This is a genomic window from Amycolatopsis sp. NBC_00438, from assembly GCF_036026695.1.
Classification (GTDB): Bacteria; Actinomycetota; Actinomycetes; order Mycobacteriales; family Pseudonocardiaceae; genus Amycolatopsis.
The window spans coordinates 4,061,623-4,079,763 of the sequence record NZ_CP107923.1 but is presented as its reverse complement, the minus strand read 5'-3'; the positions used below and the strand labels follow the sequence as shown (position 1 = coordinate 4,079,763).

1 protein-coding gene is annotated in these 18,141 nt (G+C 76.6%); it reads left to right on the top strand.

From position 1 onward, the window contains the following. Positions 1–107: 107 nt before the first annotated feature. On the top strand, positions 108–18,137 hold the full coding sequence (locus tag OG494_RS17940; protein WP_328457126.1) for an SDR family NAD(P)-dependent oxidoreductase: 18,030 nt from the start codon (positions 108–110) through the stop codon (positions 18,135–18,137). Positions 18,138–18,141: the final 4 nt, after the last annotated feature.

Sequence of the window (18,141 nt, the reverse complement as noted above, 5' to 3'; positions counted from 1 at the left end):
CACGCGGCCGCCACGTCCGGTGATTCCTCCACACCCGGCGCAACGCCGGAGACGCCACGGCCCGCGCGGGAGTGCGAGTCTCGGCCAGGGGCGAACAGGGAGGCCGGATGTCCGCGATCGCGAGGCCGGGACCGGGGGACGACGGCGGGGGTGATCGCCGGATCGCGATCGTCGGCCTGTCGTGCCGGCTGCCGGGGGCCGCGGACCCGGCCGCGTTCTGGCGGCTGCTGCGCGCGGGCACCGACGCGATCACCGAGGTGCCCGCCGGCCGCTGGGACGCGGGCGCCCTGCTCGACCCGGATCCGGCCGCGCCCGGCACGGCGACCACCACCCGGGGCGGTTTCCTCGACGACGTGCGCGGCTTCGACCCCGGCTTCTTCGGGATCTCGCCCCGGGCGGCCGCCGCGCTGGATCCGCAGCAGCGCCTCGCCCTCGAACTCGGCTGGGAGGCGCTGGAGGACTCCGGCACCGTCCCGGCGCGGCTTTCCGGCAGCGACACCGGCGTCTTCCTCGCGACCGGCGGGGACGACTACGCGCTGCTCACCCACCGGGCCGGCCTCCCGGCGATCACCCCGCACACGTTCGCCGGGCTGCACCGCGGACTGGCGGCCAACCGCGTCTCCCACTTCCTCGGCCTGCACGGGCCGAGCCTGACCGTCGACACCGCGCAGTCGTCGTCACTGGTCGCGGTGCACCTCGCCTGCGAAAGCCTGCGGCGCGGCGAAACGTCGGTGGCACTCGCCGGCGGCGTGCACCTGACCCTCGTGCCGGACGGCGCCGTCGCGTTCACCAAGTTCGGCGGGCTGTCCCCGGACGGCCGCTGCTACGTCTTCGACGCCCGCGCGAACGGCACGGTCCGCGGCGAGGGCGGCGCGGTCGTCGTCCTCAAACGGCTGGCCGACGCCGAAGCGGCCGGCGACCCGGTCTACGCGGTCGTGCACGGCGGCGCGCTGAACCACGGCGGCGCGAGCGAGGCCCTGACCGTGCCGGACGAGGCCGCGCAGCAGGCCGTCCTGCGCGCGGCCCACACCCGCGCCGGCGTCCGCCCCGAGGACGTCGGTTACGTCGAACTGCACGGCACCGGCACCCGCCGGGGCGACCCGATCGAGGCGGCCGCCCTCGGCGCGGTGCTCGGCACGCCCGGGCGGCCCCTGCTGGTGGGTTCGGTCAAGACGAACATCGGCCACCTCGACGCGGCGGCCGGCGTCGCCGGGCTGCTCAAGGCGGTGCTGGCTTTGCACCACCGCGAAGTCCCGGCGAGCCTCAACCACGTGGCGCCGCCGCCGGAAATCCCGCTGGCCGCGCTGAACCTCGAGGTCAACGGCGAGCACCGGCCGTGGCCGGAGGACAGCCCTTACGCCGGGGTGAGTTCGTTCGGCATGGGCGGCACCAACTGCCACCTGGTCCTGTCCGGCCACACCCCGGCCGCGCCGCCGGCGGGTGCCGCCGAGTCCGGCGGGGTCAGCGGGCCGGCCGAGTCCGCGTCCGTGCTGGCCTGGACCGTGTCCGGCCGCACCCGCGAAGCCCTGCGAGACCAAGCCGGCCGGCTGGCGGAGTGGACCGGGTCCGGCCGTACCCCCGCCGAGGTCGCCGGGGCGCTCGCCGCCGGGCGGACCGCCTTCCCCGAACGCGCCGTCGTCGTCGGCACCGGCGAAACCGAACTCCGGGCCGGGTTGGCCGCGCTCGCGGCCGGCGCCGACGCCGGGAACGTCGTGCACGGCACGGCTTCCGACGGCGCGACTGCGTTCCTCTTCGCCGGGCAGGGCAGCCAGCGCCCGGGGATGGGGCGCGAGCTGTACCGGGCCTTCCCGGTCTACGCCGCCGCGTTCGACGAGGTGTGCGCCGCCTTCGATCCGCTGCTCGGCACCTCCCTCAAGGACGTCGTCTTCGACGGCGGCACCCTCGTGGACGAGACGCGGTTCACCCAGCCCGCCATGTTCGCCGTCCAGGTCTCGCTGGTCCGGCTGCTCGGGCACTGGGGCCTGCGTCCGGACCTGCTGGCCGGGCACTCGGCGGGGGAGCTCGTCGCCGCGCACGTCGCGGGCGTGCTCTCCCTGCCGGACGCGGCCGCGCTCGTGGCCGCCCGCGGGCGGCTCATGCAGACGGTCACCGGCGGGGCGATGGTCGCGATCGAAGCCGCCGAGGCGGAGGTCTTCGAATCCGCGGCCGGCGTCGAGGTCGCCGCCGTCAACGGCCCGCGGGCCGTGGTCGTCTCCGGGCCGGCGGACGCGGTCCTGGCGGTCGCCGCGCGGTGGCGCGACCGGGGCCGCCGCATGAAACGGCTCGCGATCGGGCTCGCCGGGCATTCCGCGCTGCTCGACCCGATCCTCGGCGAGTTCGCCCGCACGGCGGACCGGCTGACCTACGGCGAGCTCGCGATCCCGGTCGTCGGCAACGTCACCGGCCGGCTCGCCACCGGCGACGACCTGCGCACCCCCGGCTACTGGGTGCGCCAGATCCGCGAGCCCGTCCGGTTCGGCGACACCCTCCGGACCCTGCACGAGCAGGGTGTCACCCGGTTCGTCGAGGTGAGCCCGGACCGGGTGCTGGCCGCGCTGGTCCGCGACACCCTGCCCGCGGCCGGTGTCACGGCGGTATTGCGCGCGGGACACCCCGAGCCGCGCACCCTGGTTTCCGCGGTGGCGCAGGCCTTCGCCGACGGCGCGCCGGTCGACTGGCCCGCGGTGCTCGGCGCTCCGGCACCGGCCCGGTCGATCGGGCTGCCGACGTACGCCTTCCAGCGCAAGCCGTACTGGCTCGATATGTCCACTGTGGACGCCCAACAGGCACCCGGACGGCCCGCGACCGGCGGCGACCCGCTCGACGTCGTCCGGTCCGCCACCGCGGTCGTGCTCGGGTACCCCGGCGCCGCCGACGTCGACCCGCGCCGGAGCTTCCGCGACCTGGGCTTCGACTCCCTGGCCGCGGTGGAGCTGCGCGACCGCCTCGCCGCGGCGACCGGCCTCGACCTGGCACCCACGCTGACCTTCAACCACCCCACCCCACTGGCCCTGGCCGAATACCTGCGCGGCGAGCAGCCGGTAACCGTCACGCCGGTGACCACCGCCGAGCCGGGCGAGCCGATCGCGATCGTCGGCATGAGCTGCCGGTTCCCCGGCGGCGTCCGGTCGCCGGAAGACCTGTGGCGGCTGGTGGCCGGCGGCGTCGACGCGGTCACCGGCTTCCCCGGCGACCGCGGCTGGGACCTCGGTACCGCGACGATCCCGCGTCGCGGCGGTTTCCTGCCCGACGCCGCCCTGTTCGACCCGGAGTTCTTCGGCATCAGCCCGCGCGAAGCGCTGGCGATGGACCCGCAGCAGCGGCTCGTGCTGGAGACGGCGTGGGAAGCGCTGGAACGGGCGGGCATCGACCCCGCCGCCCTGCGCGGGACCCCGGCCGGGGTGTTCATCGGCGCGACGGCGAGCGACTACGGCCCCCGGCTGCACGAGCCGGGCCACGGCGCGGAGGGGCACGTGCTCACCGGGAGCTCGGCGAGCGTGCTGTCGGGCCGGGTGGCCTACACACTCGGCCTCGAAGGGCCCGCGGTGACCGTGGACACGGCGTGCTCGTCGTCGCTGGTCGCGCTGCACCTGGCCGCGCGCGCCCTGCGGCAGGGCGAGTGCACGGTCGCCCTCGCCGGCGGCGTCACGGTCATGGCCACGCCGGGGATCTTCCTCGAGTTCGGCCGGCAGGGCGGCCTGGCCGCGGACGGGCGCTGCAAGGCGTTCGCCGCCGCGGCCGACGGCACCGCCTGGGCCGAGGGCGCCGGACTGGTGCTGCTGGAACGGCTTTCGGACGCGCGCCGCCACGGCCACCCCGTGCTCGCCCTGGTGGCCGGCTCGGCGATCAACTCCGATGGCGCCAGCAACGGCCTGACCGCCCCGAGCGGGCCGGCCCAGGAACGCGTCATCCGCGCCGCCCTCGCCGACGCCGGACTGTCCACTTCGGACGTCGACGCCGTGGAAGCGCACGGCACCGGCACCACACTCGGTGACCCGATCGAGGCCGGCGCCCTGCTCGCGACCTACGGCCAGGGCCGGGAAACCCCGCTGTGGCTGGGTTCCCTGAAGTCCAACATCGGCCACGCGCAGGCCGCCGCCGGGATCGGCGGGGTGCTCAAGGTGGTGCAGGCGATGCGCCACGGCGTCCTGCCCGCGACCCTGCACGCCGCCGAGCCGTCCCCGCACGTCGACTGGTCGGCCGGGCGGGTCCGGCTGCTCACCGAAGCGACCGCGTGGCCCGCCGCCGACCGCCCGCGCCGGGCCGGGGTGTCCTCGTTCGGGATCAGCGGCACGAACGCCCACGTCGTGCTCGAACAGGCCCCGGCCGAACCGGCGCGCGAGACACCGGCCGACCGGCCGGTGCCGTACGTGCTTTCCGCCCGCAGCGAGGAAGCGCTGCGGGCGCAGGCCGGCCGGCTGCGCGAACACCTCACGCGGGAGCCGGACGTCGCCCCGGTGGACGTCGCCTGCTCCCTGGCCACCACGCGTGCGCACTTCCCCGAACGGGCCGCGTTCGTCTCCACCGACCGCACCGGGCTCCTCGCCGCGCTCGACGCCGTCGCGAGCGGTGACGCCGCCGACGTCGTGCGCGGCACCGCCCTCGACGGCGGGACCGTGTTCGTCTTCCCCGGCCAGGGCTCGCAGTGGGCGGGGATGGCGGCCGGCCTGCTCGACTCGTCGCCGGTGTTCGCGGCCCGGTTCGCCGAGTGCGAACTGGCGCTGGCGGAGCACCTGGAGTGGTCGCCCGCCGACGTCCTGCGCGAGAAGGCCACGGCCCCGGCGCTGGACCGGGACGACGTGGTGCAGCCGGTGCTGTTCGCGGTGATGGTGTCGCTGGCCGCGCTCTGGCGCGCCCACGGCGTCGAGCCGGCCGCGGTGATCGGCCACAGCCAGGGCGAGATCGCCGCGGCGTGCGTCGCGGGCGCGCTGTCGCTGCCGGACGCCGCCCGGGTCGTCGCGCTGCGCGGCCGGCTCCTGACCGAACTGGCCGGGCTCTCCGGGATGGTCTCGGTCCCGCTGCCGGAGGCGGACGTCGTCGCTCTCCTGGCCGGGTGGGGCGACCGGGTGTCGGTCGCGGCGGTCAACGGCCCGCGTTCGGTCGCGGTCTCCGGGGACCCGGACGCGCTGCGCGAGCTCGTCGCCGCGTGCGCGCTGCGCGACGTGCGGGCCCGCGAGATCCCGATCGACTACGCGTCGCACTCCCGGCACGTCGAACGGCTCCACGACCGCCTCGTCGCGGCGCTCGCGCCGATCACCCCCCGGCCGGCGGCGATCCCGTTCATCTCGACCGTCACCGGGGAACCGGTCGGCGACGCGCGCCTCGACGCCGGCTACTGGTACCGCAACCTGCGCGAACCGGTGCGGTTCGAAGCCGGGGTGCGGCGGTTGCTGGCGGCCGGGCACCGCGTGTTCGTCGAGGTCGGCCCGCACCCGGTGCTCGCGCTCGGGATGCGGGAGACGTTCGACGACGCCGGCGTGGCCGCGGCCGCCGTCGGGACGCTGCGACGCGGCGACGGCGGCCACGACCGGTTCCTCCGGTCGCTGGCCCGGGCCCACACGCACGGGGTCGCCGTGCGCTGGGACGCCGCTTTCGCCGGGACCGGCGCCCGCCGCGCCGACCTGCCGACCTACCCGTTCCGCCGCCGGCGCTTCTGGTGGCGGCCGCCGGCCGAAGCGCGGCGCGACGCCGATCCCGCGGCCGGCCTGCGTTACGAGATCGCGTGGTGGCCCACGACGACCGACGTCGCCACGCTGTCCGGGACGTGGCTCGTCGTCGGCGGCGAGGATTCGCCGTGGCGTCCGCTGATCGTCGCGGCCCTGAGGGACGCGGGCGCCGGCGTCGACGCCGGCGACGCCCCTCCGGCCGGGATCGTGTCCCTGCTCGCGCTCGACGACCACCCGGACCCGGAGCACCCCGCGATCACCGCCGGCCTCGCCGGAACCCTGGCGCTGCTGCGGAACCTCGACTGTCCGATGTGGAGTGTCACGTCGGGGGCCGTCGGCACCGGGGACGACGACCCGGTCCGCGCGCCTCGCCAGGCCGCCGTCTGGGGTCTCGGCCAGGTGGCCGCACTGGAGCAGCCGCAGCGGTGGGGCGGGCTCGCCGACCTGCCCGAGCGGCCGGACGCGGCGTCCGCGCGGCGGCTGGTCGAAGTGCTGACCGGCGCCGAGGACCAGGTGGCGGTCCGGCCGTCCGGCGTCTTCGCCCGGCGCCTCGTGCGGCCGGCCCCGGCGGCGCGGCCGGCGTGGCGGCCGCGGGGCACCGTCCTGGTCACCGGCGGCACCGGCGCGCTCGGCCGCCGGGTCGCGCGCCGGCTCGTCGACGACGGCGCCGCGCACGTCGTGCTGGCCGGGCGGCGTGGGCCGGCGGCCCCGGACGCCGCGGCGATCACCGAAGAACTGGGGGCGGACCGGGTCACCGTCGTCGCCTGCGACGTCACCGACGACCACGCCGTGGCCGAGCTGGTCGCGTCGATCCCGGACGGCGACCTGACGGCGGTGGTGCACGCGGCCGGCATCAGCCGGTTCGGGCGGCTGGCCGGGCTCGGCCCGGCGGAGCTGGCGGAGGTGTTCCGGGCGAAGGTGCTGGGCGCCGAGGTCCTCGACCGCGTCCTCGGCGACCGGCCGCTCGACGCGTTCGTGCTGTTCTCCTCGGCCGCCGGGGTCTGGGGCGGCGCCGACCAGGGCGCGTACTCCGCCGCGAACGCCTGCCTCGACGCGCTCGCCCACCGGCGCCGCGCCCGGGGCCGGGCGGCGACGGCCGTGGCGTGGGGCCCGTGGCCCGGCGGCGGCATGGTCACCGCGGAGTTCGAGACGGCCCTGCGCGCCCGCGGCTTCACCCCGCTCGACCCCGGCGTCGCGCTCGACGCCCTCGCGGCGGCCGTCGGCGGCGGAGCGCCGGCCACCGTCGTGGCCGACGTCGACTGGCCCCGGTTCGCCGAGTTGTTCACGATGGCGCGCCCGAGCCCGCTGCTCGGCGAGATCGCCGAAGCCCGCCGGAGCACCGGGCCGGAACCCGTCGCCACCGCCCTCGGGCACCGCCTGCGCCGCCTGCCGGAAGCGGGCCAGCACGACCTGCTGCGGACGGTGGTCCGCACCCAGCTCGCGGCCGTCCTCGGGCACGACGGCCCGGCGGCCGTCCCCGCGGACCGGCCGTTCTCCGAGCTCGGGCTGGACTCGCTGACGGCGGTCGAGCTGCGCGACCGCTTGGCGGCCGCGACGGAGCTCACGCTGCCGGTCACGATCGTCTTCGACCACCCGACCGCGACGGCCCTGGCCGCGCACCTGCGGGACACCGCGCTCGGCACCCGCGTGACCGAAACCCGGGCGCCGGCCGCGGCCGCCGACGAGCCCCTGGCGATCGTCGGCATGAGCTGCCGGCTGCCCGGCGGCGTCGAGAGTCCCGAAGACCTGTGGCGGTTGCTGGCCGAAGGCGGCGACGCCGTGGGCGCCCTCCCGGCCGATCGCGGCTGGGACCTCGAGGCGCTCTACGACGCCGACCCGGACCGGCCCGGCACCAGCTACGTCCGTGGCGGCGGGTACCTGACCGGGATCGACCGGTTCGACGCGGACCTGTTCGGCATCGCGCCGCGCGAGGCGCTGGTGATGGACCCGCAGCAGCGGCAGCTGCTCGAAGCCGCGTGGACGGCCCTCGAACACGCCGGCATCGCGCCGGGCACCCTGGCCGGCAGCAGCACCGCGGTGTTCGCGGGCATCCAGGTGCCGGACTACTGGACGCCGGACCGGATCCCCGCCGGCCTCGAGGCCTACCAGGTCACCGCGGGCGCCCCGAGCGTCGCGGCGGGCCGGATCGCCTACACCTTCGGGCTCGAAGGCCCGGCGATGACCGTGGACACCGCGTGCTCGTCCTCGCTGGTCGCGCTGCACCTGGCGGCGCGCTCGCTGCGCGCGGGGGAGTGCTCACTGGCGATCGTCGGTGGTGCGACCGTGATGACCACCCCGGCGGCACTGCGCAGCCTCAGCCGGCAGCGCGCTCTGGCGGCGGACGGCCGGTGCAAGGCGTTCTCGGACGACGCCGACGGGTTCGGGGCCGCCGAAGGGGTCGCGGCCCTGATCGTGGAGCGGCTTTCGGACGCCCGGCGCCACGGCCACCGCGTGCTGGCCGTGCTGCGCGGCTCGGCGATCAACTCCGACGGCGCCAGCAACGGCCTGACCGCACCGAACGGCCTGGCCCAGCAACGCGTCATCCGCGCGGCCCTCGCCGACGCCGGACTGTCCACATCGGACGTCGACGCCGTCGAGGCGCACGGCACCGGCACCCGGCTGGGCGACCCGGTGGAAGCGCTGGCGCTGCAGGAGACCTACGGCCGCGACCGCCCGGACGACCGGCCGGTCCTGGTCGGCACGGTCAAGTCGAACATCGGCCACACCCAGGCGGTGTCCGGCCTCGCGGGCGTGCTCAAGACGGTGCTCGCGCTGCGCCACGGCGAACTGCCGCGCACCCTGCACGTCGAGCGGCCGTCGTCCCATGTGGACTGGACGCGCGGCGCGCTGGCGTTGCTGGCCGAAGCGGCGCCGTGGCCGGCGACCGGGCGGCCACGGCGGGCCGGCGTGTCGTCGTTCGGCATCTCCGGCACCAACGCGCACGTGATCCTCGAACAGGCCCCGGCCGACCCCGGCCCCGATCCGGTACCGGCGGGCGTGGTGGCGTGGGTGCTGACCGGGGCGACCCCGGAGGCCGTCCAGGACCTGGCCGCCCGGGTGCGGTCGTACGTCGTCCAGCGCCCGGAACCGACAGCGCGGGACGTGGCCCGGACGCTGGCCCTCCGGTCCGCGCACGCCCACCGCGCCGTCGTCGTCGGCGACGGCCGTGAAGAACTCCTGGGCGCCCTCGCCGACGTCCGGCCTGTCCGGGCACTCGGCGGCAAACTGGCGTTCCTGTTCACCGGCCAGGGCAGCCAGTACGCCGGGATGGGAACCGAGCTCTACGAGCAGTTCCCGGTGTACGCGGCGGCTTTCGACGAAGCGTGTGACGCGACGGGGCTCGATCCCGCCGTCGTGACCGACGGCGACCGGCTCGCCCGCACGGAGTTCGCCCAGCCGGCGCTCTTCGCGCTGGAAGTCGCGCTGTACCGGCTCGTCGAGTCGTGGGGCCCGCGCCCCGACGTCCTGGTCGGCCACTCCGTCGGGGAGATCGCGGCGGCGCACGTCGCCGGCGTCCTGTCCCTCGTGGACGCGGCGACGCTGGTCGCGGCGCGCGGGTGGCTGATGCAGGAGCTGCCCTCGGGGGGCGCGATGGTCGCGATCGAGGCGACCGAGGACGAGGTGCGCGCCGCGTTGACCGGCGACGCCGCCGTCGCGGCGGTCAACGGCCCGGACGCCGTCGTCGTCTCGGGCGCCGAAGACGTCGTCGAGGCCATCGCCGCGGGGTTCGCCGCGCGAGGCCGCCGGACGAAACGCCTGGCCGGCTCGCACGCGTTCCACTCGCCCCTGATGGCGCCGATGGTCGACCGGTTCCGCGCCGTCGTCGCTGGACTGGACTTCGCCGAGCCCGTCATCCCGCTCTTCCCCGCGGCGGCCGGGAACCCGGCCACGGCGGACTACTGGGTGGACCACGTGCTCGGCACCGTGCGGTTCGCCGACGCGGCCGGGCGGCTCGCCGCCGACGGCGTCACGACGTGCCTGGAGATCGGCCCGGACCGGGTGCTTTCGGCCCTCGGCCCGGCGATCGCCCCGGACCTCGAGTTCGTCCCGGCGCAGCGGGCCGACCGGCCCGGCGCGCGGACGGCGCTTGAGGCCGCCGGCCGCCTGCACAGCCTCGGCCACGACGTCGCCTGGGCCCCGCTGTGCGCCGGCGGCCGGCTCGCCGACCTGCCCGCGTACCCGTTCCGGCACCGGAGCTTCTGGCTGGCGCCGGGCCGCGGTCCGGACCGCGCCGGGCACCCCCTGTGCGGCACGGTCGTCCGGCTGGCCGACGGCGACGGCGCCGTGCTCAGCGGCACGCTCTCCGCGACCGTGCCCGGCTGGCTCGGTGACCACACGATCGGCGGGACGACGCTGCTGCCCGGCACCGCCGTCCTGGAACTCGCCCTGCAGGCCGCCGGTGCGGCCGGCTGCGCGGTCGTCGAGGAGCTCACCCTCGAAACCCCGCTCGTCCTGCCGGAGCACGGCGAAGTGGCCGTCCAGGTCCGGGTCGGCGCGGCCGACGAGACCGGCCACCGCCCCCTGACCGTCCACTCCGTCCACTCCGGACGGTCGGACGAGTGGACCCGGCACGCCACCGGAGCCGTTCGTCCCGGCGCACCCGCAGCGTTCGACGGACGCCTGCCCGCGGGCGCGGAACCCCTTGCCGTCGAAGGACTGTACGATCGGCTGGCCGAATCGGGTTACGGCTACGGGCCCGCCTTCCGCGGCCTCACCGCGGCGTGGCGCCACGGCGACGACGTCCACGCCGAGGCGATCCTGCCGGAGGAACTCCGGGACGACGCCCGGAACTTCGCGCTGCACCCCGCGTTGCTCGACTCCGCGCTGCACGCACTCGGCCTGACCGGCCGGCTCGACGGCGGCACCCCGGTGCCGTTCGCCTGGCGCGGGGTCTCCGTCACCGCACCGGGACCGTCGGCCATCCGCGTGCGGCTCACCCCGCTGGCCGGGGACGCCGTGTCGATCCACGTCACGGACACCGACGGCCGTCCGGTGGCCTCTGTGGACTCGCTCGTCCTGCGGTCGGTCGCTCCGGCGCCCCGGGACGGCCTGCTGGAGCTGGACTGGGTCCGCGTCACCGCGCCGGAGGCCGGCGCGCGGGTGGTGGCCGTCGACGACCTCGCCGAGCTGACCGGCGCGGTGCCCGAGGCCGTGCTCGTCCCCGCCGGGGAGCCTGCTCGCGCCCTCGCGTTGTGCCAGGCGTGGGTGGCCGACGACCGCTTCGGCGCCGCGCGGCTGGTCGTGCGGACCCGGAACGCGGCCGCCGACCCCGCCCAGGCCGCCGTCTGGGGGCTCGTGCGCGCCGCCCAGACCGAGCACCCCGGCCGGTTCGTGCTGCTCGACACCGACACCGACACCGACAACTTCGCCGGGCAGGCCGCGGCGATCGCCACCGGCGAACCGCAGCTGGCCGTGCGGGCCGGGGAGGTCCTGGTACCCCGCCTGACGCGGGCGAGCACCGGCGGCGACCTGACCCTGCCGGCCGGTCCGTGGCGGCTCGGCATCGTCCACAAGGGACAGCTCGACGGGCTCGCCCCGATCGCGCACCCGCCCGCGCCCCTGGCGCCCGGGCAGGTCCGCGTGGCCGTGCGCGCGGCGGGCCTCAACTTCCGCGACGTGCTCAACACCCTGGGGCTCTACCCCGGCGAGGCGCCGCCGCTGGGCATCGAAGGCGCGGGCGTCGTCACCGAAACCGGCCCCGGGGTCACCGCGTTCGTGCCGGGTGACCGGGTACTGGGCCTGCTGGACCACGCCTTCGCGCCGCTCGCCGTCACCGATCACCGGATGCTGGTCCGGGTGCCGGCGGAGTGGACGTTCGCCGAGGCGGCGGCGGTCCCGGTCGTGTTCCTCACCGCCTGGTACGGGCTGCGGGACCTGGCCGGGCTGCGGGCGGGGGAGAAGGTCCTCGTGCACGCCGGCGCGGGCGGCGTCGGGATGGCGGCGATCCAGCTCGCGCGCCACCTCGGTGCCGAGGTCTACGCGACCGCGAGCCCCGGCAAGCACGACGTCCTGCGTGCCCTGGGCGTGCCGGCGGACCACATCGCCTCCTCGCGGACCCTGGACTTCGAGACGGCGTTCGGCGGCGGCTTCGACGTCGTGCTGAACTCGCTGGCCGGCGAGTTCGTCGACGCGTCCCTGCGGTTGCTGACCGAGGGCGGGCGGTTCGTCGAGCTGGGCAAGACCGACGTGCGGACGGCCGGCGAGATCCCGGCCGGCGTGACCTATCGGACGTTCGACCTGACCGAGCCCGGCGCCGAGCGGATCCAGGAGATGCTCCGCGAGCTGCTGGACCGGTTCGCCGACGGCGCGCTCCGGCCGCTCCCACTGTCCACATGGGGCATCCGGCGCGCGGTCGACGCGTTCCGGTTCGTCAGCCAGGCCAAGCACGTCGGCAAGGTCGTGCTCACCGTGCCGGCGGCCCCGGCCCCCGGCGGCACCGTGCTGATCACCGGCGGCACCGGGGCCCTCGGCGGCCTCGTCGCCCGGCACCTGGTCGCCGGGCACGGCGCACGGCACCTGCTGCTGGCCGGCCGCCGCGGCGCGACCGCCCCGGGCGTGCCCGAGCTGGTCGCGGACCTGACCGGGCTGGGCGCGTCCGTGACGGTCGCCGCGTGCGACGTCGCCGACCGCGACGCGCTCGCCGCGCTGCTGGCCGCGATCCCGGCCGAGCACCCCCTGACCTCGGTGATCCATGCCGCGGGGGTGCTCGACGACGGCCTCGTCGCCACGCTGACCCCCGACCGGCTCGAGGTGGCGCACCGGCCGAAGGTCACCGCCGCGCACCACCTCGACGAGCTGACCCGCGGCACCGACCTGGCCGAGTTCGTGCTGTTCTCCTCGGCGTCGGCGTACTTCGGCGGGGCCGGGCAGGGCAACTACACGGCCGCCAACGCGGCCCTCGACGCGCTCGCGGTGCGCCGTCGCGCGGCCGGGCTGCCCGCCGTGTCGATCGCCTGGGGCGCGTGGGCGCACGAGGGCAGCATGACCGGGCGGCTCGCCGCGGCCGACCACGCGCGGCTGGCCCGGGCCGGCCTGGCGGCGTTGCCCGACGAGCGGGGGCTCGCCCTGTTCGACGCCGCGCGCCGGCTCGACCGGCCGTTCGTCGTCGCCGCGGACCTGGACGTCGCGGCCCTGCGCCGGGGTGGCGAAGACGTCCCACCGCCGCTGCGCGGCCTGGCCGGGACGACGGCGCCGCAGGGTTCACGCGCTCGGCCGTCCGGCCCGGAAGGGCTCCTGGAGCTGGTCCGGGCCCAGGTCGCGGCCGTCCTCGGGTACACCGGCGCCGGGGAGGTGGCGCCGGACAAGGCGTTCAAGGACCTCGGGTTCGACTCGCTGAGCTCGGTCGAACTGCGCAACGTCCTGTCGGCGGCCACCGGCCTGCGGCTGCCCGCCACCGTCGTGTTCGACCAGCCGACCCCGCTGGCCCTGGCGGCCTACCTGCGTGACGAGCTGTCCGGGACGAGTGCCCCCGAGGCGCCGGTGGCCCTCGAGACCGGCGACGACCCGGTCGCGATCGTCGCGATGAGCTGCCGGCTGCCCGGCGGCGTCCGGTCGCCCGCCGACCTGTGGGAGCTGGTGCGCGACGGCGTCGACGCGGTCACCGGGCCGCCGGTGAACCGCGGCTGGGACCTCGACGCCCTCTACGACCCGGACCCCGACCGCCCCGGCACGACCTACGCGCGGGCCGGCGGGTTCCTGCACGACGCGGACGAGTTCGACCCGGCGTTCTTCGGGATCAGCCCGCGCGAGGCGCTCGCCATGGACCCGCAGCAGCGGTTGCTGCTCGAGACGGCCTGGGAGGTCTTCGAAGCGGCGGGCGTCGACCCGGATTCGGTGCGGGGACAACGCCTCGGCGTCTTCATCGGCGGGGCGTCGCTCGGCTACGGCACCGACTCGCGGGAATTCCCCGGCGAGCTGGAGGGCTACCGGCTGACCGGCAGCACGACCAGCGTCCTCTCGGGCCGGATCGCCTACACCTTCGGGCTGGAGGGCCCGGCGCTCACGATCGACACGGCCTGTTCGTCGTCGCTGGTGGCGCTGCACCTGGCGACGCAGGCGATCCGCCGCGGCGAGTGCACGACCGCCCTGGCCGGCGGGGCGGCGATCATGGCGAACACCGACCTGTTCGTCGAACTGAGCCGGCAGCGCGGGCTGGCACCGGACGGGCGGTGCAAGCCGTTCGCGGCCGCCGCCGACGGCACCGCGTGGGGTGAAGGCGTCGGGATGCTGCTGCTGGAAAGGCTTTCCGACGCCGAGCGCCACGGGCACGAGGTGCTGGCGGTGATCCGCGGGTCCGCGGTCAACTCCGACGGCGCGAGCAACGGCCTGACCGCCCCCAACGGGCCGTCGCAGCAACGCGTGATCCGCGCGGCGCTGGCCGACGCCGGACTGTCCACAACGGACGTCGACGCGGTGGAAGCCCACGGCACCGGGACGAAACTGGGCGACCCGATCGAGGCGCAGGCCCTGCTGGCCACCTACGGCCGGGACCGCTGCGCCGACCGCCCGCTGTGGCTCGGCTCGCTCAAGGCCAACATCGGCCACGCCCAGTCGGCGGCGGGCGTCGCCGCGGTGATCAAGATGGTCCTGGCGCTGCGGCACGGGGAACTGCCGCGCACGATCAACCTCGACGAGCCCACCCCGCACGTCGACTGGTCGCCCGGCACCGTGCGGCTGCTCACCGAGCACACCCCGTGGCCGGCCACCGGCCGCGCGCCCCGGGCGGCGGTCTCGTCGTTCGGCATCAGCGGCACGAACGCGCACCTGATCCTGGAACAAGCGCCGCCGCGATCCGACACCGGCAACCAGGCGTCACCGCGGCACGCCGACGGGGACCAGACGCCGGGTCACGACACTGGGGACCAGGCGTCGCCGTGGGCCGACGGCGGGAGCCAGGTGCCGTCGCCCGGCACCGGGGACCAGGCGTCGCCGTGGGCCGCCGACGGGGACCAGGTGCCGTCGCCCGGCACCGGGGACCGGATTCCGGAACCGGCCGCACCGGCCGAACCGACCGCCGAACCGACCGCCGAACCGACCGCCGAACCGGCTCCCTTTGTGCTCTCCGCCCGGACCGAGGACGCGCTGCGGGCCCGGGCGCGACAGGTCGTCACCGCGCTGGAGACCGCCGGACCCGCGGACGTCGCGCACACCCTCGCCCGGCTGCCGCGGTTCGAGCACCGGGCCGTCGTCCTGGCCGGTGCCGCCCTGGCGGACCTCGCCGACGGGCGTCCCGACCCGGCCGTGGTGCGCGGTGTCGCCGGCACCCCGGGCCGCACCGTCTTCGTGTTCCCCGGTCAGGGCGGGCAATGGGCCGGCATGGGCGTCGAACTGCTCGGCAGTTCACCCGTCTTCGCGCGGCGGATGGGGGAGTGCGACGCCGCGCTCGCGGAGTTCACCGGCTGGTCGGTGCTCGACGTCCTGCGCGGCGAACCCGGCGCGCCCTCGCTCGACGACGTCGAGGTGGTCCAGCCCGCCCTGTTCGCCGTCATGGTCTCCCTGGCCGCGCTGTGGGCGGCCGCGGGGGTGCGGCCGGACGCCGTCGTCGGCCACAGTCAAGGCGAAATCGCCGCGGCCTGCGTCGCGGGCGCACTGTCCCTTTCGGACGCCGCGCGGGTGATCACCTTGCGCAGCAGCATTTCGCGGGTGCTCATCGGACACGGCAGCATGGCGCCGGTCGCGCTCGGCGAGGCCGCCGCGACCGAGCTCGTCGCCGATTGGGACGGCCGGCTGTCGATCGCCGCGGTCAACGGCCCGAACTCGGTCGCCGTCGCCGGGGACCTCGACGCGCTGCACGAGCTCGTCGCCCGGTGCGAGGCCGGCGGGGTGCGGGCCCGGCTGATCCCGGCCGCGTTCGCCTCGCACTCCCCGGCCGTGGAACCGATCCGGGACCGGCTGCTCGCGGCGTTCGCCCCTGTCCGGCCCCGCGCGGGCGAGGTGGCCTTCTACTCGACGGTCACCGGCGACGCGCTCGAGGGCAGCGAGCTGGACGCCGGTTACTGGTACCGCAACCTGCGGCACCCGGTGCGGTTCGACCGGGCCGTCCGGGCGCTGGCCGAGCAGAAGCACACGACGTTCGTCGAGCTCGGCCCGCACCCGGTGCTGCCGGCGGCGATCCGGGAGATCCTCGACGAACCGGGCGCTCCGGTGCCGATCGTGACCGGCACGCTCCGCCGCGGCGAGGGCGGTCTCGCGCGGTTCCTCACCTCGGCGGCCGAACTGCACGTCCGGGGCGTCCCGGTCGGCTGGGACGGAATCCGGCCGGGTGGGCGCCGGGTGCCGCTGCCCGCCTATCCCTTCCAGCGGCAGCGGTTCTGGCTGCGGTCGGGGACCGCCGCCGCGGACGTGTCCACGGCCGGCGTGAGCCCGCTCGGGCACCCGCTGCTCGGCGGGGCGGTCGCGGTGCCGGACTCGGGAGCCGTGGTGTTCACCGGCCGGCTCGCGGCGTCGGCCCAGCCGTGGCTCGGCGAGCACGCCCTGCGCGACACGGCACTGCTGCCGGGGGCCGCGGTGCTGGAACTCGCGTTCCGCGCGGGCGAGCACCTCGGCCGCGACCGCGTCGACGACCTGGTCCTGGCCGCCCCGGTCGTCCTGCCCGAGCGGGGCGGCCTCCAGCTGCGGCTGGTCGCCGACGAGCCGGACGCCGCCGGCCGCCGCGCGTTCCGGGTGTACACCGGGCCGCCCGGTGCGGACGGGCCGTGGACCCGGCACGCCGAGGGGGTGCTGGCGACGGCCGGGGCCACGCCGCCGCCGCGGACCGGGCCGTGGCCGCCCGCCGCGGCCGAGCCGCTGGATCTCGCCGATCTCCACGACGTGCTCGAGGCGGCGGGTGTCCACTATGGACCGGCGTTCCGCGGCGTCGAGCGGGCGTGGCGCCACGGCGACGAGGTGCTCGCCGAGGTCCGCCTGCCCGAACGGGAGGCGGCCGACGCCGGCCGGTACGGCATCCACCCGGCACTGCTGGACGCGGCCCTGCAGCCGATCGGCCCGGGCGGTCTGGTCCCGCTCGACGGGCCGAGCCGGATGCCGTTCGCCTGGTCGGGGGTCTCGTTGCACGCCGTCGGCGCGACGGCGTTGCGAGTCCGGCTGTCCCGGGCGGGCGACGACGCGGTGGCGGTCGAACTGACCGACGAGAACGGGTTGCCGGTGCTCTCGGCGGACTCCCTGGTCCTGCGCCCGGTGACGGTGACCCGCCCGCACACCGACACCCTCTTCCGGATCGGCTGGCATCTGGTCCCTCTTGGACAGTCCACATCGGATGGTGAACTACAGGTGTTCACCGATCCGGCCGAGGCGATCGCATGGGCCGGCGCGGCGGGGGACAAGACGGTGGTCGTGGCCACCCGCGGCGCGATCGCGGTGACCGGCACCGAGTCACCCGACCCCGCGGCGGCCGCGGTGTGGGGCGCGATCCGTGTCCTCCAAGCGGAAAACCCGGGCCGGGTCGTCCTCGCCGACCTCGACGGCTCCCCGGACGCGGAGGCCGTGGCCAGAGCAGCCGCGGCGCTCGGCGAGCCGGAGCTGGCGGTGCGTGCGGGAGCGGTGCACGTGCCGCGGCTGGAACGCGCACCCGTCTCGTCGGAGGAACCGGAGCCGTTCACGGGCACGATCGTGGTGATCGGGGACAAGACCGAGGTACCGGCCATCGCGGAGGAGACGGCACACCTTCCCCTGGCCGAGGTGGATCTCCTGCACCGGATCCCGGGCGAGACAGTGCTGCTCGCCGGGCCGTCCGCCGGGCCCGTCGCCGAAGCGCTGGCCGTGCGGCGGCGGGCCGAGGGACACCTCGCGAAAGCCGTCACGTGGGGACTCCCGCAAACGTCACCGCCGGGCACACCCATCACCGAAGTCCTCGACGCCGTCCTGCGGAGCGAGGCCACCGGGCTGGTGGCGGCCACCCTGCCCGCGGCGCCGTCCGGGCCGGTGCCGGCTCTCCTGCGCACCCTCGTGCGCGGCACCCGGCGAGCCGTCGCGGCCGCCGACCGGACGTGGGACCAGCGCCTGGCCGCGTTGCCCGCCGAGGAGCGGCCGGCGGCCGTCCTCGGGCTGGTGCGCGAACAGGTCGCCGGCGTGCTCGGGCTGGCGAACCCGGCACTCGTGCGCGACGACGTCGGCCTGCTCCAGCTCGGTTTCGACTCGCTGACGGCGGTCGAGCTGCGGACCCGGCTCGGCGAGCTGACCGGCCTCCGGCTGCCCGCGACCCTGGTCTTCGACCACCCGACGGCGGCGGCCGTCGCCGGTCACCTCGCCACCCTGCTCGACCCGGGCGGGCAACCCGTGGCGCAGGACACCGGAGAACAGGACTTCCGCGCCGCCCTGACCACCCTCGGCTACTCCCGGCTGAAGGAGGCCGGGCTGGTGCGGACCGTCCTCAACCTGGCCCGGGAACCCGCCACCGGGGAAGAGATCGACGAGATGGACGTCGCCGACCTGATCCGGCTGGCGCTGGGCGACGAAACCCCCGACGAAACGTGAGCTG

Excerpts from the sequence above, each read along its gene's own strand:
- OG494_RS17940 (WP_328457126.1), top strand. The coding sequence starts at position 108 with ATGTCCGCGATCGCGAGGCCGGGACCGGGGGACGACGGCGGGGGTGAT.